This window comes from Halomonas sp. E14, from assembly GCF_052568415.1.
Window position 1 is genome coordinate 3,290,761 of sequence record NZ_CP199423.1, and the last position, 21,225, is coordinate 3,311,985.

The window sequence follows — 21,225 nt, forward strand, 5'->3', positions numbered from 1 at the left end:
CGGCGCCGCTGGCGCCTGACAGGAGGCATGGCATGAACAGGGATACCGCCCTGGCGGCATTCTGCGCCCGCTTCAATAAACTAGACAAAAACTGTACAGAAATATTGTGCGAGTTATATACTGACGACGTGATCTTCCAAGACCCCTTGCATCGGATCGAAGGGCTGGAATCGCTGGAAAAGTACTTCAAGGCATTGTACGAAAACGTGACAGGCTGTCGGTTCGAGTTCCATCAGCAGGCCCTGCAGGGCGAGGCCGCCTTCGTCAGCTGGACGATGCACCTGAGCCACCGTCGCCTGGCCAGCGGCCGGCAGATCAGCCTGGAAGGGTGCTCGGTGCTTTGCTTCCCGGCCCATGCCGAGGGGCGCGCCAGCCGACATCGGGACCACTTCGACCTGGGCGCCCTGCTCTACGAAAACCTGCCGCTGCTGGGCCCGCTGGTGAAAGGAGTGAAACGGCGAGCGGGCAGCTGAGCCCCCACGACCCCACCCCGAGGAGAGAAACATGGCGGTACTGAGCGGCACGCGACGCATCTGGCTGACCGGCGCCACGTCGGGCATCGGGCGCGCCCTGGCCGTTGCCCTGCTCGAGCAGGGCCACCATGTGGCGCTGAGTGCGCGGCGCGAGGCGCACCTGCAGGCGCTTGCAGGCCAGTACAGCAATGCCCTGCTGCTGCCGCTGGACGTACGCGACCGCGACGCCGTGCGCGAAACCGGGGCACACCTGAACGACCTCTTCGGCCAGCTGGACGTGGCCATCCTCAACGCCGGGGTATGCGAATACGTGGACGTGCGCCAGTTCGACACCCAGCTGGTGGAGCGGGTGCTGGCGGTCAACTTCTTCGGTGCACTGCACTGCATCGAGGCGGCCCTGCCGCTGCTGCGTCGCTCGAACCGCCGCCATGGCCGACCGCTGCTGGCGGCCACGTCCAGCGCGTCGGCCTACGCCGCCCTCCCGCGCGCCGAGGCCTATGGCGCCTCCAAGGCGGCCTTGAGCTATTTCCTGGAGTCGCTGCGGCTGGACCTGCACGCCGAGGCAATCGATGTCAGCGTGATCCATCCAGGCTTCGTCAAGACACCGCTGACCGACCGCAACGACTTCGCCATGCCAATGCGGTTGAGTGCGGAGCAGGCCGCCACCGCCATCCTGCGCGGGCTGGAGAAACGCCAGCTCGATATCCATTTCCCCAAGCGCCTTACCTGCGGGGTGCGCCTGCTCGGGGCGCTGCCCGCCGCCCTGCGCCACCGCCTGGGCCTGCGCCTGACACGCACCGCCGCGCCGGAGCCCCGATGAACAGCACCCTGTCAACCAGCCAACCCGTGCTGCCGATCGGGCAGCGCATCGCCGTGATCGGCAGCGGCATCAGCGGCATGGCCGCCGCCTGGTACCTGAGCCGCCGCCACTGGGTAACGCTGTTCGAATCCAGCGCGCGCCTGGGCGGGCATACGGCTACGGTGGAAGTCCCGCTCAACGGCGCCTCCTACGCCATCGACACCGGCTTCATCGTCTTCAACGACCGCACCTACCCCCATTTCCAGGGGCTGCTGGCACAGCTTGGCGTCGCCGTTCAGCCCACGGAGATGAGCTTCTCGGTACACCGGACCGATCGCGACTTCGAATACAACGGCCACACGCTGGCCAGCCTGTTCGCCCAGCGCCGCAACCTGCTGCGCCCCGGCTTCTATCGCCTGCTTGGGGAGATCCTGCGCTTCAACCGCCGCGCCACGGCCGACCTCGACGCCGGCCGCCTGCCGCTCGACCAGTCGCTTGGGGACTACCTGAAGGCCGGCGGCTACAGTGCCGACTTCATGTATCACTACCTGTTGCCGATGGGAGCGGCGATCTGGTCGGCCAGCATCCGTCAGCTGAGCGAATTCTCGGTGCTGTTCTTCGTGCGCTTTTTCCGCCACCACGGCCTGCTGGCGGTGAACGACCGCCCGCAGTGGTACACCCTGGTGGGCGGCTCCCACCGCTATATCCCGGCCTTGACGGCGCCCTATGCCAACCGCATCCGGCTCGCCTGCCCGGTAAGCGGGCTGCGTCGCTATCGCGACGGCGTGGCGATCACCTCCGCGCACGGCCAGGAGTCGTTCGACCAGGTGGTGCTGGCCTGCCATGCTGACCAGGCGCTGGCCCTGCTGGAAGACGCCTCGGCGGCGGAGCGCGAGGTGCTCGGCGCGCTGCCGTACGAGCCAAACGAGGTCGTGCTGCATACCGACACCCGCCTGCTGCCGCGCCGCCGACGCGCCTGGGCAAGCTGGAACTACCGGCTGGACGGGCGCAGCGAAGAGGCACGGGTGGCCGTGACCTACAACATGAACCTGCTGCAGCGCATCGAGGCGCCCCAGACCTTCTGTGTGACGCTCAATGACAGCGCTGCCATCGACCCGGCGAAGGTGCTGGGGCGCTACCACTACGCGCACCCCCGCTTCACCCCCGCCGGTCATCTTGCCCAGGCCCGCCACGCCGAGATCTCGGGCTACGCCCGGCGCACCCACTACTGCGGCGCCTACTGGCGCAACGGTTTTCACGAGGACGGCGTCTGGAGCGCCCTGCGGGTGGCCCAGGCGCTTGGCTGCGGCGAGACGGTGCTAGTCTCGCCCACGGATGCCACCCCCGAGGCAGCGCCCGCATGAGCACGACGCCCCGTTCTCGGGTCTATCGCGGCACGCTGCGCCATCGTCGCTTCCTGCCCCGCGCTCACGTCTTCACCTACCGGGTGTGGATGGTCTGGCTCGATCTCGATGAGTTGCCCGGCCTGTTCGACGGGGTGCCCGGCTTCAGCCTTCGGCACCCGACGCCGGCGAGATTTCGACGCCAGGACTACCTGGCACCCCACGACCAGCCCCTAGCCGAGGTGGCGCGCGACGAGGTCGCCCGCCAGTTGGGCTGGGCGCCCCAGGGCCGGGTCTGCCTGCTGACCCAGCTGCGCACCTTCGGTGCCGGCTTCAACCCCATTTCGCTCTATTACCTGCATGACCCCGACAGCGAAGGGGGCGGGCTGCGTGCGGTACTGGGCGAAGTAACCAACACGCCGTGGCGGGAGCGGGCTCGCTACGCCTGCGGCGTCGAGCCTGGGCGGCACTGGCACGCGGCACGGTTCGACAAGCGCCTGCATGTCTCGCCCTTCAACGCCATGGACATGACATACCGCTGGCGCTTCGACACCCCGGGCGAGCGCCTGTCGATGCACATGGAGGTGTGGCGCGAGCAGCAGTGCCATCTGGACGCCTCGCTACGGCTCAGCGGAACGCCCGCCACGCGTGGCGCCCTGCTCGCGGCCCTGGCACGCCAGCCCCTGATGAACCTGAAGAGCCAGGCCGCCATCCACCTGGAGGCACTGAAGCTGTGGGTCAAGGGCGTACCGATCCATGACCACCCCCTGCGCAAGGAGTCCTCGTCGTGAACACGCTTCGCACCAGCCCCCATCCGCCGCTCGCGGAGGCTACGGACGCGCTGACGCGCTGGCTCCGGCAGCGCCTGCTGGCCCAGCTCGATGCCCTGGAGGGCGGCAGAATCACGCTGATAGAAGGCAGCCAGTGCCACCACCTGGGCCAGGGCGGCCCGCTGCAGCTGACCCTGGTGGTGCGCCGCATGCGTGCGTGGCGCCGCCTATCGCTGGGCGGCAGCGTCGGCGCCGCGGAGGCCTACGTCGATGCGGACTGGGACGTGGACGACCTGGTCGGCCTGGTACGCCTGCTGGCGCGCAACCTCGAGCGGCTCAACGGGGAGCTGGAACGCGGGCCGGCGGGAATCGGACGCTGGCTGCTCGGCACCCTGCAAGGGCTAAAGCGCAATACGCAGAACCGCGCGCGACGCAACATCGCCGCCCACTACGACCTGGGCAATGACCTGTTCGCGCTATTCCTCGACCGTGAACACCTGATGTATTCGAGCGCGGTGTTTCCCCACCCCGACGCCACGCTGGAGGAAGCCTCCACCCACAAGCTCGACCTGCTGCTCGACAAGCTCGAGGTGCGCCCCGAGCATCACCTGCTGGAGATCGGCACCGGCTGGGGCGGCCTGGCGCTGCATGCCGCCCGCACCCGCGGCTGCCGCGTGACCACCACCACCCTGTCGGCCGAGCAATATGCCTATACCGCCCGGCGCATCGCCCAGGCGGGACTGGGCAAGCGCATCACATTGCTCAACCAGGACTACAGGGAGCTGCAGGGCCGCTACGACCGGCTGGTCTCGGTGGAGATGATCGAGGCCGTGGGGCACCAGTACCTCGATACCTACCTTGCCACCCTCGACCGCCTGCTAAGCGAGGACGGCCTGGCGCTGCTGCAGGCAATCACCATCCGCGACCAACGCTACGAGGCGGCCAAACGCGAGGTGGACTTCATCAAGCGCCATGTTTTTCCCGGCGGCTTCCTGCCATCCCATCACGCCATCCTGCGCGGACTGGCACGCTGCACCTCGCTCAACATGATCGGCCTGGAGGAGATCGGCCCCCACTATGCCCGCACCCTGCGCGAGTGGCGCCACCGCTTCGAAGCGCGCCTGGATACGGTGCGCCGGCTCGGCTACGACGAACGCTTCATTCGGCTGTGGCGCTATTACCTTTGCTACTGCGAAGGTGCCTTCATGGAGCGCGCCATCGGCACCTGCCAGCTGCTGCTGGCGAAGCCTGGCGCACGCCCGGCTTCGCCAGGCATGCAAGCGGCACCATGACACGCGTAGAAACGGGGGTTCAGGCGGCGGGGCTTGGACCCAGCGTGGCCGAGGCCTGCGTAGCCTCGCCCTGCCAGGTGGTCTCGAGCATCTGTGCCGACATGGGGCGGGCGAACAGATAACCCTGCACCAGGCGGCAGCCCGCCTTTTGCAGAAAGTCGAGCTGCTCCTGGGTCTCCACACCCTCGGCCACCACGTCGAGCCCCAGCCCGCGCGCCATGGCCAGCACGGCACTGACGATGGCGGCATCCGCCGCATCGCCGGGCAGGGAGTTGATGAAGGCGCGGTCGAGCTTAAGCTTGTCCAGCGGCAGATTCTTCAAATAGCTCAGCGACGAATAGCCCATGCCGAAGTCATCGATGGCGATCCGGTGCCCCTTGGCACGCAGCGCCTCAAGGCGAGGCACGATATCGCCGGCACGCTCGTCGAGCAGCACCGACTCGGTCAGCTCCAGTCCGAGCTGGCCGGGGGTAATGCCGTGGCGCGCCAGCCCCGCCGACAGCGCGGCCTCGAGCTCGCCCTGGAACATCTGAATGGCCGAGATGTTGATCCACACAGGAAGCTTGGGCATGCCCAGCTCACGCCAGCGAGCCATCTGGGCCAGCGCCTCGTCGATCACCCAGTTGCCGAGCGGCCCCATCAGGCCATGGCGCTCGGCCAGGGGAATGAAGTCGCCCGGCGAGACCATGCCATGCTCGGGGTGACGCCAGCGCAGCAGCGCCTCCATGCCCACCACCGTTCCATCCTGCACCCGATGCTGGGTCTGGTAGTGCAGCTCCAGCTGCTCGCCCTTGGCCAGCGCGTCGCGCAGGCTGTATACCAGCGCCATGTGCGGCGCATTCTGCACATCGAGCGCCGGACGAAAGCGCTGGCTGACGTTGCGCCCGTGACGCTTGGCCGAGTAGAGCGCCGACTCCAGGCGCTGGAACAGCACGCCGGAGTCGTGGCCGTCCTCGGGCGCCCGGCAGCTGCCGATGGACAGCCCCAGGCGCAACGAATGGTTGCCCACCTCGAAGGGTTCGCCCATGTGCTGGCGCAGCCCGGCAACCCACTGCTCATGGTCGTCGAAAGTGGTCGTGCGAATGACCAGGAACTCATCCCCTCCCAGCCGCCCGACGACCCCGCCGGCCACATGCCGCGCCAGGCGCTGGCCGAAGCGCGCCAGCAGACGATCGCCCTGCTCCACCCCCAGGCTATCATTAACCGACTTGAAGCCATCGATGTCGATGATGGCCATGTCGAGGCTCTCGCCAGCACGCAGGTGACGTACCCGCGAGGTCATCAGGTCATGCAGCCGGCGGCGGTTGGGCAGTCCGGTCAGCGGGTCCTCGAAGCCGATGCGCCGCAGATCCTGCTCACGGGCCTTGTGCACGGAAATATCGGTGAAGGTGCCGACATAGTGGCTGACCTTGCCGCGCGCGCCGGTTACCGCCTTGACCCGCAGCCACTCGGGAAATTCATCGCCCTGCTTGCGCCGGTTCCAGATCTCGCCCTCCCAGCGCCCCTTGCTCTCCAGGGTCTGCCAGAAGCGCTTGAAGAAGGCGGTATCATGCCGAGCCGCCGCCAGGCTAGCGGCATTGAGCCCCCGCACCTCGTCTTCGGTGAAGCCGGTGATTCGCGTGAAGGCGGGATTGACGGCCAGGATGCGGTTCTCGGCGTCGGTGATCTGCACGCCCTCCTCGGAGAGCATCAGCGCCTGCTGCATCAGCTCGGCATGCTGGCGGTCGCGCTGCACCTGGCGCCAGGCGTCGATGATGCCGAACGCGGCGATGCCGACCGCCACCAGCCTGAGGCCAGGATTGGGCAGCCAGATACAGGCCAGCAGCGCCGCCAGCGAGGCCCAGGTCAACGGGCGGTTGATCGCAAAGGAAGCCCACATGTCTTGTCCCGGTCCGACGGCTAGAAAAAAAACGAATTGTGCCCATGCGATGCATCGACCCGGTTAAGTGTATCGACACATTGACACGACACTTTAATCCGTTGCGCGCACAGCGTCATGCCTGACGTGCATTCACCGTCCTCGGCCAGTAGACTAGGCGGGGCCGCCCGGGCAGGTCGGCCGTCAGTGCCATGCCGCATTTGCGATGCGTGCGGGAAGGCTCACGATAACAGCGACTCGGAACGACTCAGTGACCAAGCAACACTCCTTCGAACGTGAAGAACTGCTGGCATGCAGCCGCGGTGAGCTCTTCGGCCCTGGCAACGCACAGCTGCCGGCTCCCAACATGCTGATGCTCGACCGCATCACCCAGATCAACGAACAGGGTGGCCAGTTCAGCAAGGGCGAGCTGATTGCGGAGCTGGATATCCATCCGGACCTGTGGTTCTTCGACTGCCACTTCCCGGGCGACCCGGTCATGCCCGGCTGTCTGGGGCTAGACGCCATGTGGCAGTTGGTGGGCTTCTATCTGGGCTGGCTCGGCCATCCGGGCCGCGGTCGCGCCCTGGGCTGCGGCGAGGTGAAGTTCACCGGCCAGATCCTGCCCGAGGCCAAGAAGGTCACCTACCATATCCATATCAAGCGCATCATCAGCCGACGTCTGATTCTCGGCATGGCCGACGGCACCGTGACGGTCGATGGGCGTGAAATCTATCAGGCTCATGACCTCCGTGTCGGCCTGTTCACCTCTACTGCGAATTTCTGATTCAGGAGGCTTCCATGCGACGAGTGGTAGTCACCGGCCTGGGCATCGTATCCTGCCTCGGCAATGACCGTCAGGCGGTCCTCGATGCCCTCAAGGACGGGCGCTCGGGTATTCGCTTCAAGGAGGAGTATGCCGAGCGCGGCTTTCGCAGCCAGGTGGCCGGCGTCGTGGACATCGACCTCGATGCGCTGATCGATCGCAAGCTGCGCCGCTTCATGGGCGACGCCGCCGCTTACGCTTACGTCAGCATGGCCCAGGCCATCGAGGACGCGGGCCTGACGCCCGAGCAGGTCTCCAGCGAGCGCACCGGCCTGATCGCCGGCTCAGGCGGCGCCTCCAGCGCCAACCAGGTTGAGGCCGCCGACGCCATGCGCGACAAAGGCCTGCGCCGCGTCGGCCCCTACCGCGTCACTCGCACCATGGGCAGCACCGTCTCCGCCTGCCTTGCCACGCCGTTCAAGATCAAGGGCGTCAACTACTCGATCTCCTCGGCCTGCGCCACCTCGGCCCACTGCATCGGCAACGCCATGGAGCAGATCCAGATGGGCAAGCAGGACATCGTCTTTGCTGGCGGCGGCGAGGAAGAGCACTGGACCTTGTCTTGTCTGTTCGATGCCATGGGCGCGCTCTCGACCCGCTACAACGACACGCCGGACAAGGCCTCGCGCCCCTACGACCAGGCTCGCGACGGTTTCGTCATCGCTGGCGGTGGCGGCATGCTGGTGCTCGAGGAGCTCGAGCACGCCCGTGCCCGCGGCGCGAAGATCTACGCCGAGCTGGTGGGCTACGGCGCCACCTCCGATGGCCATGACATGGTCGCGCCGTCTGGCGAAGGGGCTGCCCGCTGCATGCGCCAGGCCCTGGCCACCGTGGAAGGCAAGATCGACTACATCAATACCCACGGCACCTCCACGCCGGTGGGCGATGTCGCCGAACTCAAGGCGATCCGCGAGGTGTTCGGCAGCAGCACGCCGCCGATGAGTTCCACCAAATCCCTGACCGGCCACTCGCTGGGTGCCACCGGCGTGCAGGAAACCATCTACTCACTGCTGATGATGGAGAACGACTTCATCGCCGCTTCCGCCAACGTCGAAACCCTCGACGAGCAGGCGGCCGGCTTCGATATCGTCACCCAGCGCCGCGACAACGTCAGCGTCGATCGCGTGCTCTCCAACAGCTTCGGCTTCGGCGGTACCAACGCCTGCCTGGTGCTGCAGCGCTATCGCGACTAGGCGACCCCGCCCCACGCAAAAGGCGCCCCATGGGGCGCCTTTTGCGTGGCCACGACTTCCTTCACGCTAACTTACATGCACGCATAGGCCTGCCTGTGCGTAAGCCGCCGCTCACTCCGCGCCGGCCTCCACCGCGGGCTTGGCCACGGTCGGACGCGGCACCTCGGAGATCTCGGCCAGCCGCGCCTCGATCCACGCCTCGACCTCGACCAGCACCTCTTCCGGCGTGCGGCCAACGGTATCGATCGGCTGGCCCACCACCAGATGCAGCACCCCAGGATTCTTGATCCAGTGCCGTCCTGGCCAGCGCTCGCCCGCATTGTGTGCCACCGGCACCACCGGCACCCCGGCGCGGCAGGCAATCACTGCACCGCTCTTGTTGTAGCGCCGCCGCTGCCCAGGAGCCACGCGAGTCCCTTCGGGAAAGATCAGCACCGACAAGCCCTCCTGCAGCCGTGCGACGCCCTGCGACAGTACCTGCCGCATGGCGCGGGCCGGCTTCGAGCGGTCAAGCGCAATGGGATGCAGCAACCGCAGGCCCCAGCCGAACACGGGGATGCGCAGCAGCTCCTGCTTGAGCACCGTACAGACCGGTGGCTTGAGGATCTGCAGGTAGACGGTTTCCCATTCGCACTGGTGGTTGGCCAGGACCACGCAGGGCCCAGCGGGCAGGTTCTCGCGCCCGCTGATGCGATAGCGCACGCCACAGGTCCAGCGAAACCAGGCGGTGATGAAGTGGTTATAGAGATTGAGCAGGCGGTAACGGCTCGCCAGCGGCAGGAACGGCGCCACTGGCAGGAACAGTACGCCGCTGACCAGAATGGCGAAGAAATAGCCCAGGTAGAACAGCAGGCTGCGCAACAGGTTCATCACAGGGTTCCGCTATCATCATCGGGGTCGGGAGCGCAGCGCGCCTGACACCAGTCGTCGAGCAGGCGCCCCACCTCCAGCCGCCAGGGCTTCTGGTGCACACCAAAGGCCTCAAGCACCCGTCGGCAGTTGAGCACGCGACGCAGCGGCTGGTCATGGTGATGCTTGAGCGGCTTCACCTCGCCGAGCGCCACCTGCTCGCCGATTCCTTCCAGGCGGGTCAGCAGCTGCGTGCGCACCATGGAGGTGAAGGTATAGGCACTGACCGGCTCAGTGCCCGCCAGGTGATAGGAACCCCAGGCACCGGACCCGCAGCCGAGCTGGTGCAGCATGCCTACCAGCGCCATGGCCACCGCATCGGCCGAGGTGGGGCAGAAGATCACATCCTGGGCGGCACGGACATCCTCTCCACCGACCAGGCTGTCGATGATGCCGCTGAGCCAGGCATGGCCGCCTTCCAGAGCAAACAGCGGGCCCAGCCGCACGATCAGGTGGCGCGGGTGCGTGCTGCGGATGCGGTCGCCGACGGCGATCAATCGACGCAGGCTCTCGTCACGCGGCGCCGGGATGACATGCTCGTCAATGGGAACGTCGAAGCCGTCCTGGTAGAGCTGGTCGGAAACGCACCAGACCAGGGGCGTATCGGTTTCGCGACAGGCCGCCAGGCAGGCGTCGACGCCTTCGCCATGCGCCACCACGGCGGCCGGCTCGATCTCCATCGGCGCCGACAGCGGCGGGATGATGACGGCATCCGGCGCCAGCTCCCGCAGTCGCACAGCATCCAGCGACAGACCCGCCTCGATCACCAGCTCGGTGTCACTGCGCCGATGGGCCAGCCGCGCCATCGCCAGATTGAGGCAGTGGCCGGCATCCAGAATCAACAGCTTCACTCGACAGCCTCCGTGGGCCGGTAATGCCTAGAACGGGATTTCGTCATCGAAATCGTCGAAGCTACCCGGGTCCGGCGCACCGTAATTGCCCTGCCGCTGCCCTCCCTGCTGAGGCTGCTGGTGCTGTCCGCCCTGCTGCTGGGGCTGGCCAGCCGGCGCCGAACGCTGCGGCTGACCGCCGCCATGACCGCCCTGCTGGGGAGCTTGGCCGTAGCCACCGCCTTGCGACGGCGCACCATAGCCGCCGCCCTGCGGCGCCGCACCATAGCCGCCCTGCTGGCCCATGCCTGCACCGGGCTGGCCGCCGAAGTCGCCTCCGCTGCGGGAGTCGAGCATCTGCATGTCATTGCAGACAATCTCGGTAGTGTAGCGGTCCTGGCCGTCCTGCCCCTGCCACTTGCGCGTCTGCAGCCGCCCTTCGAGATAGACCCGAGAGCCCTTCTTCAGGAACTGCTGAGCGATCTCAGCCAGGCGGTTGAACAGCACCACCGAATGCCACTCCGTGCGCTCCTGGCGCTGGCCGCTCTGCTTGTCGGTCCAGGTGTCGGTCGTCGCGACGCGCAGATTGGCGACGGGACTGCCGGACGGCATGAAGCGCACCTCGGGGTCCTGCCCCAGGTTGCCGATGAGGATGACCTTGTTGACGCCGCGGGCCATAGGAGACTCCCTGTGTGTTGTCGTGAACTCGTCATGAATTCGGTGATAGTTCGTGCGCTAGCCCGGGCATAGCCGGCTAGCCTTCGTGACGGCGTGATCGAATCAAGCGACCGAGCGCTTCCTCGTCGAGATGACGACGGTCGACCTTGAGATAGGCCAGCCGCTCCTCGGGGACCACCAGCACATCTTCGACGCCGGCCACGTCGGCAAAATTTGCCATCAGTGCTTCTAGGGCATCGCCCTGGTGCTCCTCGTCGAGTGCCACCACTTCGCTCGACAGGTGCGGCGGGGTCGGCATGCCCAGCATCACCAGCCACCAGCCGCCGACCACCACGGCGCTGACGATGAACACCGCCCCCAGGCCCCACTGCTGCACGATGAAGCCGCCCAGCACGCCGCCGAGGAAGGCGCCCAAAAACTGGCTGGTCGAATAGATGCCCATGGCGGTGCCCTTCGCCCCAGCCGGCGCCAGCTTACTGAGCATCGAGGGCAGCATGGCCTCCAGCAGGTTGAAACCGATGAAGAATAGCAGCAGACAGGCAAACAGCGCCCAGATGCCATCGAGACCGGCAAGCCCGCCAAGGCTGGCCGCCATCAAGGCGATGGCCAGCAGACTCATGCCTTTCATGCGCTGGCGTTTTTCCGCAATCACTACCAGCGGCACCATGCCGATGAACGCCAGCGCCATGACACCGAGATAGGTGACACCATGCCGCTCGGCGCCGATCCCGACCTCGACCAGGCGAAACGGCACGGCCAGGAAGATCGCCATAAGCACCAAGTGCAGGGCGAAGATCGACAGGTCGAGCCGCCACAGATCGCTGCGGGTGAGGATGGTCGTCACCTGCTGGCGATCGATGCCAACGTCGCGATGACGCATCCGGCGTGGCGCGGGAGGTACCAGCTTCCACAGCACGACCAAGCCCAGGGCGGCAAGCAGGGCGGTGAACCAGAATACCGCGGCGAGGCCGAACGTCGCCGCCAGCCACGGGCCAAGCACCATGGCCACCGCAAAGGCCACGCCGATGGACAACCCGATGGTGGCCATCGCAGCCGTGCGCACCTGCTCGCGGGTCTGATCGGCCAGCAGCGCCATGATCGCCGCCGCCACCGCCCCGCTGCCCTGCAGGGCGCGGCCCAGAATGACGCCTTGGATGCTCTCCGCGCTGGCCGCGACCACGCTGCCCACCACGAAGAGCAAAAGGCCACCGGCAATGACAGGCTTGCGCCCGAGCCGATCGGACAGCACGCCGAAGGGGATCTGCAGGATGGCCTGGGTCAGCCCATAGACGCCCAATGCCAGGCCCACCATCAGCGGTGTAGCGCCCACCAGGTCATCAGCATAAAGCGCCAGCACCGGCAGCACCATGAACAGTCCCAGCATGCGCGTGGCATACAGGCTCGCCAGGCCGGTAATGGCGCGCCGTTCAGTGGCTAGCAGCAGACCCGAGACCTTGCGCATGGGGGAGAGGCTTCCATGGGTGGTAGGGCTGAGCCCCATCGAATGAATCGCCTATTCTAACGATTCCCAGCCACACAGGGAACGGCCGGACCGGTGGCGCTTTGGCGCGCGCCTCGGCTCACACGTATAATGAAGGTTTTGCCGAGCGCCATGAGGTGGGAATGGACAGGATTCTGGTCAGGGGTGCCCGCACCCACAACCTCAAGCAGATCGATGTCGAGCTGCCCCGCGACAGGCTGATCGTGGTCACCGGGCTCTCAGGGTCGGGCAAGTCATCGCTGGCCTTCGACACCCTCTATGCCGAAGGCCAGCGACGCTACGTGGAATCGCTCTCCACCTACGCCCGCCAGTTCCTGTCGATGATGGAGAAGCCCGACGTCGACCATATCGAGGGTCTGTCACCGGCGATCTCCATCGAGCAGAAATCGACTTCTCACAATCCTCGCTCCACGGTCGGCACCATCACCGAAATTTACGACTACCTGCGCCTGCTGTTCGCCCGCGCCGGCACGCCGCGCTGCCCGGAACACGACGAGGAGCTCGAGGCCAGCACCATCTCCCAGATGGTCGATCAGGTGCTGGCCCTTCCCGAGGGTAGCAAGCTGATGCTGCTGGCTCCGGTGGTCAAAGGGCGCAAGGGCGAGCATCTGCAGCTGCTTGCCGAGCTGCGCGCCCAGGGCTTCGTGCGGGTCATGATCAACGGCCAAGCGCTGGAGCTCGATGACATCGCCCCGCTGGACAAGCACAAGAAGCACGACATCAGCGTGGTGGTCGACCGGATCAAGGTTCGCGAGGGGCTGGCCCAGCGCCTGGCGGAATCGTTCGAAACCGCGCTCAACCTGGCCGACGGCATCGCCGTGGTGCACTTCATGGACGGCGATGCCGAGGACATCACCTTCTCGGCGCGCTTCGCCTGCCCGGTTTGCGGCTACGCCATTGCCGAGCTCGAGCCACGCATGTTCTCGTTCAACAACCCCGCCGGCGCCTGCCCCACCTGCGACGGCCTGGGCGTGCAGCAGGTGTTCGACCCCGACAAGCTGATCAGCCACCCTCAGCTGTCGCTGGCCGAGGGCGTGATCAAAGGCTGGGACCGGCGCAGCGTCTACTACTTCAGCCAGCTACAGGCGGTGGCCGATCACTATCGCTTCACCCTGGAGACACCTTGGCAGGAGCTTGCCCGTCACGAGCGTGAGATCATCCTGCACGGCAGCGGCGAGGACGAGATCGCCTTCAGCTACGTCAACGACCGTGGCCGCCGCGTGACCCGTGAACACGCTTTCGAAGGCGTGCTGCCCAACATGCAGCGTCGCTATCGCGAGACCGAGTCGAGCATGGTGCGCGAGGAACTGGCGCGCTACATCGCCGACCGCCCCTGCCCCACCTGCCAGGGCTCGCGCCTGCGCAAGGAGTCCCGTCATGTCTTTGTCGACGACCACACCCTACCGCAGATCGTTCAGCTGCCCATCGGCGAGGCCTGGCATTACTTTCAGCAGCTTGCCCTGCCTGGACGCAAGGGCGAGATTGCCCAGAAGGTGGTCAACGAGATCCAGGCGCGCCTGGAATTCCTCGTCAACGTCGGGCTCGACTACCTCAACTTGGAACGCAGCGCCGAGACGCTTTCCGGCGGCGAGGCCCAGCGCATTCGCCTGGCAAGCCAGATCGGCGCCGGCCTGGTCGGCGTCATGTACATCCTCGACGAGCCTTCCATCGGCCTGCACCAGCGCGACAACGACCGCCTGCTCAAGACGCTGGTTCACCTGCGCGACCTGGGCAATACGGTGATCGTCGTCGAGCACGACGAAGACGCCATCCGCGCCGCCGACCACGTGCTCGACATCGGCCCCGGCGCCGGGGTGCATGGGGGCCGCATCGTGGCCCAGGGCACGCCGGAAGCGGTGATGGCCAGTGATGACTCGCTCACCGGCCAGTACCTGTCGGGCAAGCGCCGCATCGAGGTACCCAAGTGGCGCATCCCCGGCAACCCCGAAAAGCGGCTCGTGCTCAGCGGCGCACGCGGCAACAACCTGCATGACGTCACCCTGAGCCTGCCGCTGGGGCTGTTCATCTGCGTCACCGGGGTCTCAGGTTCAGGCAAATCGACGCTGATCAACGCCACGCTGATGCCGATCGCCGCACGCGAGCTCAACCACGCCACAACCCTGACACCCGCGCCCTTCGACCGCATCGAGGGGCTCGACCAGCTCGACAAGGTAATCGACATCGATCAGAGCCCCATTGGTCGCACACCGCGCTCCAACCCGGCCACCTACACCGGCATCTTCACCCCGATCCGCGAGCTTTTCGCCGGCACCCAAGAGGCTCGCTCACGCGGCTACAAGCCGGGGCGCTTCTCCTTCAACGTCAAAGGAGGCCGCTGCGAAGCGTGTCAGGGCGAAGGCATGATCAAGGTCGAGATGCACTTCCTGCCCGATATCTACGTGCCCTGCGACGTTTGCAAAGGCAAGCGATACAACCGCGAGACGCTGGAAATCGAATACAAGGGCAAGAGCATCGACGAGGTGCTCGAGATGACCGTGGAGGAAGCGCTGGCGTTTTTCAGCCCGGTACCGGCCATCGCCCGGCGCCTGCAGACCCTGCTCGACGTCGGCCTCTCCTACATCCGGCTGGGACAGAGCGCCACCACGCTTTCCGGCGGCGAGGCCCAGCGCGTCAAGCTGGCGCGCGAGCTGGCCAAGCGCGACACCGGCAAGACCCTCTATATCCTCGACGAGCCCACCACCGGGCTGCACTTCGAGGACATACGCCAGCTGCTCGCGGTTCTCCACCGCCTGCGCGACCACGGCAATACCATCGTGGTGATCGAGCATAACCTGGACGTGATCAAGACCGCCGACTGGATCGTCGACCTCGGCCCAGAGGGCGGCTCCGGGGGCGGGCGGATCATCGCCGAAGGCACCCCCGAGCAGGTGGCGGCAATGGAAGTCTCGCATACCGGTCGCTTCCTCAAACCGCTGCTGGAGCGGGCCAAACGCAGACAGGCCGAGCCAGCAACGTCCAAGTAGGGTCGCATGCCAATAAAAAACCCGGCTTCGCGAGAAGCCGGGTTTTTCGTATTGCTACAGCACTGCCGGACCAGGCCCGCCGCCGAGGATCACTCCTCGGTAGCGACTTCCTCTGCCTCGACGACCGGACGGTCGACGAGCTCGACGAAGGCCATGGGGGCGTTGTCGCCGGTGCGGAAGCCGCACTTGAGGATACGGACATAGCCGCCCGGACGCTCGACGTAACGCGGACCCAGCTCGTTGAAGAGCTTACCGACCGCTTCCTTGGAGCGGGTGCGGCTGAAGGCCAGACGCCGGTTGGCAACGCTGTCCTGCTTGGCCAGGGTGATCAGCGGCTCGATAACGCGACGCAGTTCCTTGGCCTTGGGCAGGGTTGTCTTGATCACTTCATGCTCGATCAGCGACACGCTCATGTTCTTGAACATGGCCTGGCGATGCGAGCTGGTACGATTCAGATGACGACCACTCTTACGATGACGCATGGTTGCAATTCCTTACCAAACTGGGACTCGAATCGACGCTCACGCAGAGGCCTTGTCGTCCTTCAGGCTCGCCGGCGGCCAGTTTTCCAGCCGCATGCCAAGGGAAAGACCGCGCGCCGCCAGCACATCCTTGATTTCATTCAAGGATTTCTTGCCGAGGTTCGGGGTCTTCAGCAGCTCGACTTCTGTGCGCTGGATCAGATCGCCGATGTAGTAGATATTCTCGGCCTTCAGGCAGTTGGCGCTGCGGACGGTCAATTCGAGATCGTCTACGGGGCGCAGAAGAATCGGATCGACATGATCCTCTTCTTCCTCGATCTCCTGCTCCTTGTCGGCTTCCAGGTCGACGAACGCGGACAGCTGCTCCTGCAGGATGGTCGCGCTGCGACGGATGGCCTCTTCAGGATCCAGGGTGCCGTCGGTTTCCAGATCAATGATCAGCTTGTCGAGGTCGGTACGCTGTTCGACACGCGCGGCATCGACGGCATACGAGACACGGCGCACGGGGCTGAACGTAGCATCCAGCTGCAGGCGACCGATGGCACGTGACTCATCGTCGGCACTCAGGCGAGCATCCGCCGGCTCGTAGCCACGACCGCGCGCGACCTTGAGCTGCATCTTGAGCTCGGCACCTTCGTTGACGTGAGCGATGACGTGATCCGGGTTGACGATCTCGACATCATGATCGAGAGCGATGTCACCCGCAGTCACCACGGCCGGGCCCTGCTTGTTCAGCGAGAGCACCGCCTCGTCGCGACTGTGCATGCGGATGGCCACGTCCTTGAGGTTGAGGAGGATCTCGATGACATCTTCCTGAACACCCTCGATCGCGCTGTACTCATGCTCTACGCCGGCAATCTCGACTTCCACCACGGCACAGCCGGGCATGGACGAGAGCAGAATGCGGCGCAGCGCATTGCCCAGAGTGTGGCCAAAGCCACGCTCGAACGGCTCGAGCACGATCTTAGCGTGATGCGCACTGATCTCTTCGACCTTGATATCGCGCGGACGGAGAAACTCTGTCACTGAACGCTGCATAACTACACCTTTGAGGCTGCCTAACGGTTACTCGGTACTCTGGCCGACCCCAAGGGGGTCGGCACGGCGCATTCAGCGACGCTTACTTCGAGTACAGCTCGACGATCAGGTTTTCGTTGATGTCGGCAGACAGGTCGCCGCGTTCCGGGATAGCCTTGAAGGTGCCTTCCATCTTCTTCGCGTCCACCTCGATCCAGGCAACGTCGCCACGATTGGCCGCGATGGAAAGCGCACTCTGGATGCGCGCCTGGTTCTTCGCCTTCTCGCGAATAGTGATCACGTCACCCGGCTTCACCTGGAAGGAGGCCACGTTGACGGTACGGCCATTGACCGCAATCGCCTTGTGGCTGACCAGCTGGCGAGCTTCGGCACGCGTGGAGCCGAAGCCCATGCGGTAGACGACGTTGTCCAGTCGGGACTCCAGCAGCTGCAGAAGGACTTCGCCGGTAGCGCCGGAGCGACGGGCGGCTTCCTTGTAGTAGCTGCGGAACTGCTTCTCGAGCACACCGTAGATGCGGCGTACTTTCTGCTTCTCACGAAGCTGCAAGCCGTAGTCGGAAAGACGCTGACGGCGCTGGCCGTGCACACCCGGAATCTGCTCGGATTTGCACTTCTTCTCGAAGGGAGTCACACCGCTCTTCAGAAAGAGGTCGGTGCCTTCACGACGAGACAGTTTGCACTTCGGTCCAATATAACGAGCCATGAATCTGTCTCCTTAAACGCGGCGTTTCTTCGGCGGACGGCAGCCATTGTGGGGAATGGGCGTCGCGTCAGTGATGCTCTGCACGCGGAAGCCAGCGGCGCTCAGGGCGCGCACGGCGGATTCACGGCCAGGACCGGGGCCCTTGACCAGCACGTCGACGTTTTTCACACCATACTCGGCTGCAGCGGTCGCTGCACGTTCGCTTGCCACTTGAGCAGCGAACGGGGTGCTCTTGCGAGAACCACGAAAACCCGAACCACCGGCAGTTGCCCAGGAAAGAGCGTTGCCCTGGCGGTCTGTGATCGTCACGATCGTGTTGTTAAAAGAGGCGTGGATATGCGCAACGGCATCCACAACCTGCTTTTTAACCTTTTTACGGTTGCTACGCGGGTTAGCCATGTTGATGTCTATTCCTGTCTTTACGCCAGAACGTGCGTGTTACTTGCGGATCGGCTTACGCGGGCCCTTACGGGTACGCGCGTTAGTCTTGGTCCGCTGACCACGCAGCGGAAGACTACGACGATGACGCAGACCACGATAGCAACCCAGGTCCATGAGACGCTTGATGTTCAGCGTTACATCACGACGAAGGTCACCTTCCACGGTGTACTTACCGACTTCATTACGCAGGGTATCCAGCTCATCGCTGGACAGCTCCTGAATCTTGGTAGTCGGCGCGATGCCGGCAGCGGCACAGATGTCCTGCGCGCGCGTGCGGCCAATCCCGAAGATATAGGTCAGCGAGATCGCCGCATGCTTGTTGTCCGGGATATTGACGCCTGCAATACGGGCCATCAGCTTTCTCCGAAATTTGAGCGGCTTGCTCGATTAGTCACTACAAAAGGCGCAACAGCATACCCCTTTACCCTTTCCGGGGCAAGGGGTATGCCGGCACCGCTTTCCAGACGCCAGGTTCAGCCCTGGCGCTGCTTGTGCCGCGGCTCGATGCAGATGACGCGAACCGCGCCATTGCGGCGAATGATCTTGCAGTTGCGGCACATCTTCTTGACGGAAGCTCGAACTTTCATCGTTCCTTCTCCAAAATCGGCACGCGGCGCGCCACATCAGCGGCAGCGCAGCTCAGCGCATGATACCGCCGCTGCCGTAGCCTTTCAGGTTGGACTTCTTCATCACCGATTCGTATTGGTGCGACATGAGATGCGACTGCACCTGGGCCATGAAGTCCATGATGACCACCACAATGATCAGCAGCGCGGTACCGCCGAAGAAGAACGGCACGTTCCACGCCACGATCAAGAACTGGGGCATCAGGGAAACCGCAGTGATGTACAGGGCGCCGCACAGGGTCAGACGGGTCATGACCTTGTCGACATAGCGAGCGGTCTGCTCGCCAGGACGAATGCCCGGCAGGAAAGCCCCTGACTTCTTGAGGTTGTCAGCGACATCCTTGGGATTGAAGACCAGTGCTGTGTAAAAGAAGCAGAAGAATATCACCGCCGCGGCGAAAAGCAAGATGTACAGCGGTTGTCCCGGCCCAAGAGCCTGTGAAGCCCGCTGCAGCCACTCCATGCCGTCGCCCGCCCCGACCCATTGGCCAAGGGAGGCGGGGAACAGCAGGATACTGGAGGCAAAGATCGGCGGAATGACGCCCGCCATGTTCACCTTCAGCGGCAGATAGCTGCTCTGCCCGGCATACATCTTGTTGCCCACCTGACGCCGCGGGTAGTTCACCGTGATACGGCGCTGGCCGCGCTCGATGAACACCACGAAGGCCACGGTCGCCACACCCAGCACGGAGAGGGCCAGCAGCGGCAGCACGTTCCACGCACCTTCGTTGCGGGCCAGCTCGAACGCCTGACCCACCGCACCCGGCAGGCCGGCAACGATACCGGCGAAGATCAGCAGCGAGATGCCGTTGCCGATTCCCTTCTCGGTGATCTGCTCACCCAGCCACATCAGGAACACTGCACCCGACACAAAGGTGACGATGGCAGTGAAATAGAAGCTGAAGTCAGCGGTATAGGCGATGCCCTGGCTCGCCAGGCCCACCGACATGCCGGTGCCCTGGACGAAGGCCAGCAGCACGGTACCGTAGCGGGTGTACTGGCTGATCTTACGGCGGCCTGCCTCGCCCTCCTTCTTCAACTGCTCAAGGTGGGGCGAGACGGCAGTCAGCAGCTGCATGATGATCGACGCCGAGATGTAGGGCATGATGCCCAGCGCCATGATGCTCATGCGCTCCAGGGCGCCACCCGAGAACATGTTGAACATGCCCAGGATGGTGCCCTGCTGCTCCCTGAACAAGGCAGCAAGCTGGTCAGGATTGATACCGGGAACGGGGATATGGGCACCGATACGGTACACCACAATGGCGAGGAGCACGAAGCGCAGACGCGCCCACAGTTCACTCAGACCGCTGCCCATCGCCGGCATGTTTCCTGACTTGGCCATTTAGTCCTCTACCTTGCCACCAGCGGCTTCGATTGCGGCACGGGCACCCTTGGTGACCTTCAGACCGCGCACGGTGACCGCCTTGTTGACGTCGCCGGACAGGATGATCTTCGCGAATTGCGTGGCATCCTTCAGCACATTGGCCTGCTTCAGAGTTTCCAGGGTGACTTCCTCGCCGCTGACCTTGGCCAGTTCGCTCAGACGTACCTCTTCGGAAACCAGCGACTTGGCCGACGTAAAGCCGAACTTCGGCAGACGCCGCTGCAGCGGCATCTGACCACCCTCGAAACCAGGCTTCACGGTGCCGCCGCTGCGCGACTTCTGGCCCTTGTGGCCACGGCCGCCGGTCTTGCCCAGACCGGAACCGATACCACGACCCACGCGCTTTTCAGCATGCTTGGAGCCCGGAGCCGGGCTCAGCGTGTTGAGTTTCATGGATTACTCTCCCTCTACCCGCACAAGGTAATTGACCTTGTGGATCATGCCGCGCACGGCAGGGGTGTCTTCCAGTTCGACCGTGTGACCGATACGGCGCAGCCCGAGGCCCTTCATGGTGGCCTTGTGCGTGGGCAGGGTGCCGATGGTGCTGCGGACCTGGGTTACCTTGAGTGTTGCTGCCATGGTGGTTACCCCGTAATCGCTGCGACAGACAAACCGCGCTTGGCGGCGATGTCTTCCGGCGACTGCATGGCGGTAAGACCCTTCACGGTGGCCCGCACCACGTTGACCGGATTGGTAGAACCGTAGCACTTGGCCAGGACGTCCTGGACGCCAGCCAGCTCGAGCACGGAGCGCATGGCGCCACCGGCGATGATCCCGGTACCTTCGGAAGCCGGCTGCATGTAGACCTTGGAGGCGCCGTGACGGGCCTTGACCGGGTACTGCAGCGTATGGCCCTTCAGGCTCACCTTGACCATGTTGCGGCGGGCCTGGTCCATGGCCTTCTGGATCGCGACCGGCACTTCACGTGCTTTGCCGCGGCCGAAGCCCACACGACCATTGCCGTCGCCCACGACGGTCAGCGCGGTGAAGCCGAAAATACGGCCACCCTTGACCACCTTGGCGACGCGGTTGACCTGCACGAGCTTTTCCTGCAGATCGCCGGTGTTCTGTTCGTTCTTCGCCATCGTTAAA

At 64.9% G+C, this 21,225-nt stretch carries 23 protein-coding genes; 8 read left to right on the forward strand and 15 right to left on the reverse strand.

Annotated features, from left to right (window positions below; genetic code table 11):
* Positions 1–32 precede the first annotated feature (32 nt).
* From ACT7B3_RS15360 to ACT7B3_RS15380, 5 genes are read left to right on the forward strand one after another with little or no spacing between them, the layout of a single operon-like run.
* Entirely contained in the window at positions 33–473 is a 441-nt protein-coding gene (locus ACT7B3_RS15360; RefSeq protein WP_445158557.1) for a nuclear transport factor 2 family protein, read from the forward strand.
* Positions 474–504: 31 nt separating this feature from the next.
* Positions 505–1,293: an SDR family NAD(P)-dependent oxidoreductase gene (locus ACT7B3_RS15365; protein WP_444676712.1), complete on the forward strand. Its 789-nt coding sequence runs from the start codon at positions 505–507 to the stop codon at positions 1,291–1,293.
* On the forward strand, positions 1,290–2,636 hold the full coding sequence (locus ACT7B3_RS15370) for an NAD(P)/FAD-dependent oxidoreductase (RefSeq protein ID WP_445158558.1): 1,347 nt from the start codon (positions 1,290–1,292) through the stop codon (positions 2,634–2,636). Before ACT7B3_RS15365 ends, ACT7B3_RS15370 begins: the two co-directional genes overlap by 4 nt.
* Positions 2,633–3,406: a DUF1365 domain-containing protein gene (locus ACT7B3_RS15375; protein ID WP_445158559.1), complete on the forward strand. Its 774-nt coding sequence runs from the start codon at positions 2,633–2,635 to the stop codon at positions 3,404–3,406. Before ACT7B3_RS15370 ends, ACT7B3_RS15375 begins: the two co-directional genes overlap by 4 nt.
* On the forward strand, positions 3,403–4,677 hold the full coding sequence (locus ACT7B3_RS15380; RefSeq protein ID WP_444676711.1) for a class I SAM-dependent methyltransferase: 1,275 nt from the start codon (positions 3,403–3,405) through the stop codon (positions 4,675–4,677). Before ACT7B3_RS15375 ends, ACT7B3_RS15380 begins: the two co-directional genes overlap by 4 nt.
* Before the next feature lie 19 nt (positions 4,678–4,696).
* Here ACT7B3_RS15380 and ACT7B3_RS15385 read toward each other — a convergent pair whose 3' ends face one another.
* A complete protein-coding gene (locus tag ACT7B3_RS15385; RefSeq protein ID WP_445158560.1) occupies positions 4,697–6,556 on the reverse strand; it encodes a putative bifunctional diguanylate cyclase/phosphodiesterase in 1,860 nt (619 codons plus the stop codon).
* Between the two features lie 250 nt (positions 6,557–6,806).
* On the opposite strand from ACT7B3_RS15385, the gene fabA reads away from it, so the two are divergent.
* Positions 6,807–7,322: a 3-hydroxyacyl-[acyl-carrier-protein] dehydratase FabA gene (gene fabA / locus ACT7B3_RS15390; RefSeq protein WP_444676710.1), complete on the forward strand. Its 516-nt coding sequence runs from the start codon at positions 6,807–6,809 to the stop codon at positions 7,320–7,322.
* A gap of 14 nt (positions 7,323–7,336) precedes the next feature.
* Complete coding sequence (gene fabB / locus ACT7B3_RS15395) at positions 7,337–8,554, forward strand: beta-ketoacyl-ACP synthase I (RefSeq protein WP_445158561.1); 1,218 nt, start codon at positions 7,337–7,339, stop codon at positions 8,552–8,554.
* A 111-nt stretch (positions 8,555–8,665) separates the two neighbouring features.
* Here fabB and ACT7B3_RS15400 read toward each other — a convergent pair whose 3' ends face one another.
* The 4 genes from ACT7B3_RS15400 to ACT7B3_RS15415 form a co-directional block, all read right to left on the reverse strand.
* Positions 8,666–9,424, reverse strand: a complete 759-nt coding sequence (locus tag ACT7B3_RS15400; protein WP_444676709.1) for a lysophospholipid acyltransferase family protein — start codon at positions 9,422–9,424, stop codon at positions 8,666–8,668.
* Entirely contained in the window at positions 9,424–10,314 is an 891-nt protein-coding gene (locus ACT7B3_RS15405; RefSeq protein WP_444676708.1) for a sugar nucleotide-binding protein, read from the reverse strand. The genes ACT7B3_RS15400 and ACT7B3_RS15405 overlap by 1 nt, the downstream gene beginning before the upstream one ends.
* A 27-nt stretch (positions 10,315–10,341) precedes the next feature.
* The gene (ssb, locus tag ACT7B3_RS15410) at positions 10,342–10,971 is read right to left on the reverse strand and encodes a single-stranded DNA-binding protein (protein WP_445158562.1); all 630 of its coding nucleotides are present in this window, start codon (positions 10,969–10,971) and stop codon (positions 10,342–10,344) included.
* A gap of 76 nt (positions 10,972–11,047) precedes the next feature.
* A complete protein-coding gene (locus tag ACT7B3_RS15415) occupies positions 11,048–12,433 on the reverse strand; it encodes an MFS transporter (protein WP_445158563.1) in 1,386 nt (461 codons plus the stop codon).
* Between the two features lie 161 nt (positions 12,434–12,594).
* Here ACT7B3_RS15415 and uvrA point away from each other — a divergent pair, with 161 nt between their 5' ends.
* Entirely contained in the window at positions 12,595–15,456 is a 2,862-nt protein-coding gene (gene uvrA / locus ACT7B3_RS15420; protein WP_445158564.1) for an excinuclease ABC subunit UvrA, read from the forward strand.
* An 89-nt stretch (positions 15,457–15,545) separates the two neighbouring features.
* Here the strand turns inward: uvrA and rplQ are convergent, their stop codons facing one another.
* From rplQ to rpsE, 10 genes are all read right to left on the reverse strand, one after another.
* On the reverse strand, positions 15,546–15,938 hold the full coding sequence (rplQ, locus tag ACT7B3_RS15425) for a 50S ribosomal protein L17 (RefSeq protein WP_444676706.1): 393 nt from the start codon (positions 15,936–15,938) through the stop codon (positions 15,546–15,548).
* Between the two features lie 39 nt (positions 15,939–15,977).
* Complete coding sequence (locus tag ACT7B3_RS15430; RefSeq protein WP_444676705.1) at positions 15,978–16,976, reverse strand: DNA-directed RNA polymerase subunit alpha; 999 nt, start codon at positions 16,974–16,976, stop codon at positions 15,978–15,980.
* Positions 16,977–17,058: 82 nt separating this feature from the next.
* Positions 17,059–17,679 (reverse strand): 30S ribosomal protein S4, encoded by a 621-nt coding sequence (gene rpsD / locus ACT7B3_RS15435; RefSeq protein WP_444676704.1) that lies wholly within the window; start codon positions 17,677–17,679, stop codon positions 17,059–17,061.
* A 12-nt stretch (positions 17,680–17,691) separates the two neighbouring features.
* A complete protein-coding gene (rpsK, locus tag ACT7B3_RS15440; RefSeq protein WP_010626488.1) occupies positions 17,692–18,078 on the reverse strand; it encodes a 30S ribosomal protein S11 in 387 nt (128 codons plus the stop codon).
* A gap of 39 nt (positions 18,079–18,117) precedes the next feature.
* Positions 18,118–18,474 (reverse strand): 30S ribosomal protein S13, encoded by a 357-nt coding sequence (gene rpsM, locus ACT7B3_RS15445; RefSeq protein ID WP_444676703.1) that lies wholly within the window; start codon positions 18,472–18,474, stop codon positions 18,118–18,120.
* Between the two features lie 119 nt (positions 18,475–18,593).
* A complete protein-coding gene (rpmJ, locus tag ACT7B3_RS15450) occupies positions 18,594–18,707 on the reverse strand; it encodes a 50S ribosomal protein L36 (RefSeq protein WP_009099023.1) in 114 nt (37 codons plus the stop codon).
* A 52-nt stretch (positions 18,708–18,759) separates the two neighbouring features.
* Complete coding sequence (gene secY, locus ACT7B3_RS15455; RefSeq protein WP_444676702.1) at positions 18,760–20,091, reverse strand: preprotein translocase subunit SecY; 1,332 nt, start codon at positions 20,089–20,091, stop codon at positions 18,760–18,762.
* Positions 20,092–20,526 (reverse strand): 50S ribosomal protein L15, encoded by a 435-nt coding sequence (gene rplO, locus ACT7B3_RS15460; RefSeq protein ID WP_444676701.1) that lies wholly within the window; start codon positions 20,524–20,526, stop codon positions 20,092–20,094. It abuts the gene before it with no gap.
* 3 nt (positions 20,527–20,529) lie between these two features.
* Positions 20,530–20,712 (reverse strand): 50S ribosomal protein L30, encoded by a 183-nt coding sequence (gene rpmD / locus ACT7B3_RS15465; protein ID WP_444676700.1) that lies wholly within the window; start codon positions 20,710–20,712, stop codon positions 20,530–20,532.
* A gap of 5 nt (positions 20,713–20,717) precedes the next feature.
* Complete coding sequence (gene rpsE / locus ACT7B3_RS15470; RefSeq protein ID WP_444676699.1) at positions 20,718–21,218, reverse strand: 30S ribosomal protein S5; 501 nt, start codon at positions 21,216–21,218, stop codon at positions 20,718–20,720.
* Positions 21,219–21,225 lie beyond the last annotated feature (7 nt).

Excerpts from the sequence above, each read along its gene's own strand:
- uvrA (WP_445158564.1), top strand. The coding sequence starts at position 12,595 with ATGGACAGGATTCTGGTCAGGGGTGCCCGCACCCACAACCTCAAGCAG.
- rpsD (WP_444676704.1), bottom strand. The coding sequence starts at position 17,679 with ATGGCTCGTTATATTGGACCGAAGTGCAAACTGTCTCGTCGTGAAGGC.
- ACT7B3_RS15375 (WP_445158559.1), top strand. The coding sequence starts at position 2,633 with ATGAGCACGACGCCCCGTTCTCGGGTCTATCGCGGCACGCTGCGCCAT.
- ssb (WP_445158562.1), bottom strand. The coding sequence starts at position 10,971 with ATGGCCCGCGGCGTCAACAAGGTCATCCTCATCGGCAACCTGGGGCAG.
- ACT7B3_RS15400 (WP_444676709.1), bottom strand. The coding sequence starts at position 9,424 with ATGAACCTGTTGCGCAGCCTGCTGTTCTACCTGGGCTATTTCTTCGCC.
- ACT7B3_RS15430 (WP_444676705.1), bottom strand. The coding sequence starts at position 16,976 with ATGCAGCGTTCAGTGACAGAGTTTCTCCGTCCGCGCGATATCAAGGTC.
- rpsE (WP_444676699.1), bottom strand. The coding sequence starts at position 21,218 with ATGGCGAAGAACGAACAGAACACCGGCGATCTGCAGGAAAAGCTCGTG.
- ACT7B3_RS15415 (WP_445158563.1), bottom strand. The coding sequence starts at position 12,433 with ATGCGCAAGGTCTCGGGTCTGCTGCTAGCCACTGAACGGCGCGCCATT.
- fabB (WP_445158561.1), top strand. The coding sequence starts at position 7,337 with ATGCGACGAGTGGTAGTCACCGGCCTGGGCATCGTATCCTGCCTCGGC.
- rplO (WP_444676701.1), bottom strand. The coding sequence starts at position 20,526 with ATGAAACTCAACACGCTGAGCCCGGCTCCGGGCTCCAAGCATGCTGAA.
- rpmD (WP_444676700.1), bottom strand. The coding sequence starts at position 20,712 with ATGGCAGCAACACTCAAGGTAACCCAGGTCCGCAGCACCATCGGCACC.
- ACT7B3_RS15370 (WP_445158558.1), top strand. The coding sequence starts at position 1,290 with ATGAACAGCACCCTGTCAACCAGCCAACCCGTGCTGCCGATCGGGCAG.
- rplQ (WP_444676706.1), bottom strand. The coding sequence starts at position 15,938 with ATGCGTCATCGTAAGAGTGGTCGTCATCTGAATCGTACCAGCTCGCAT.
- rpsK (WP_010626488.1), bottom strand. The coding sequence starts at position 18,078 with ATGGCTAACCCGCGTAGCAACCGTAAAAAGGTTAAAAAGCAGGTTGTG.
- ACT7B3_RS15385 (WP_445158560.1), bottom strand. The coding sequence starts at position 6,556 with ATGTGGGCTTCCTTTGCGATCAACCGCCCGTTGACCTGGGCCTCGCTG.
- rpsM (WP_444676703.1), bottom strand. The coding sequence starts at position 18,474 with ATGGCCCGTATTGCAGGCGTCAATATCCCGGACAACAAGCATGCGGCG.
- ACT7B3_RS15365 (WP_444676712.1), top strand. The coding sequence starts at position 505 with ATGGCGGTACTGAGCGGCACGCGACGCATCTGGCTGACCGGCGCCACG.
- rpmJ (WP_009099023.1), bottom strand. The coding sequence starts at position 18,707 with ATGAAAGTTCGAGCTTCCGTCAAGAAGATGTGCCGCAACTGCAAGATC.
- ACT7B3_RS15360 (WP_445158557.1), top strand. The coding sequence starts at position 33 with ATGAACAGGGATACCGCCCTGGCGGCATTCTGCGCCCGCTTCAATAAA.
- secY (WP_444676702.1), bottom strand. The coding sequence starts at position 20,091 with ATGGCCAAGTCAGGAAACATGCCGGCGATGGGCAGCGGTCTGAGTGAA.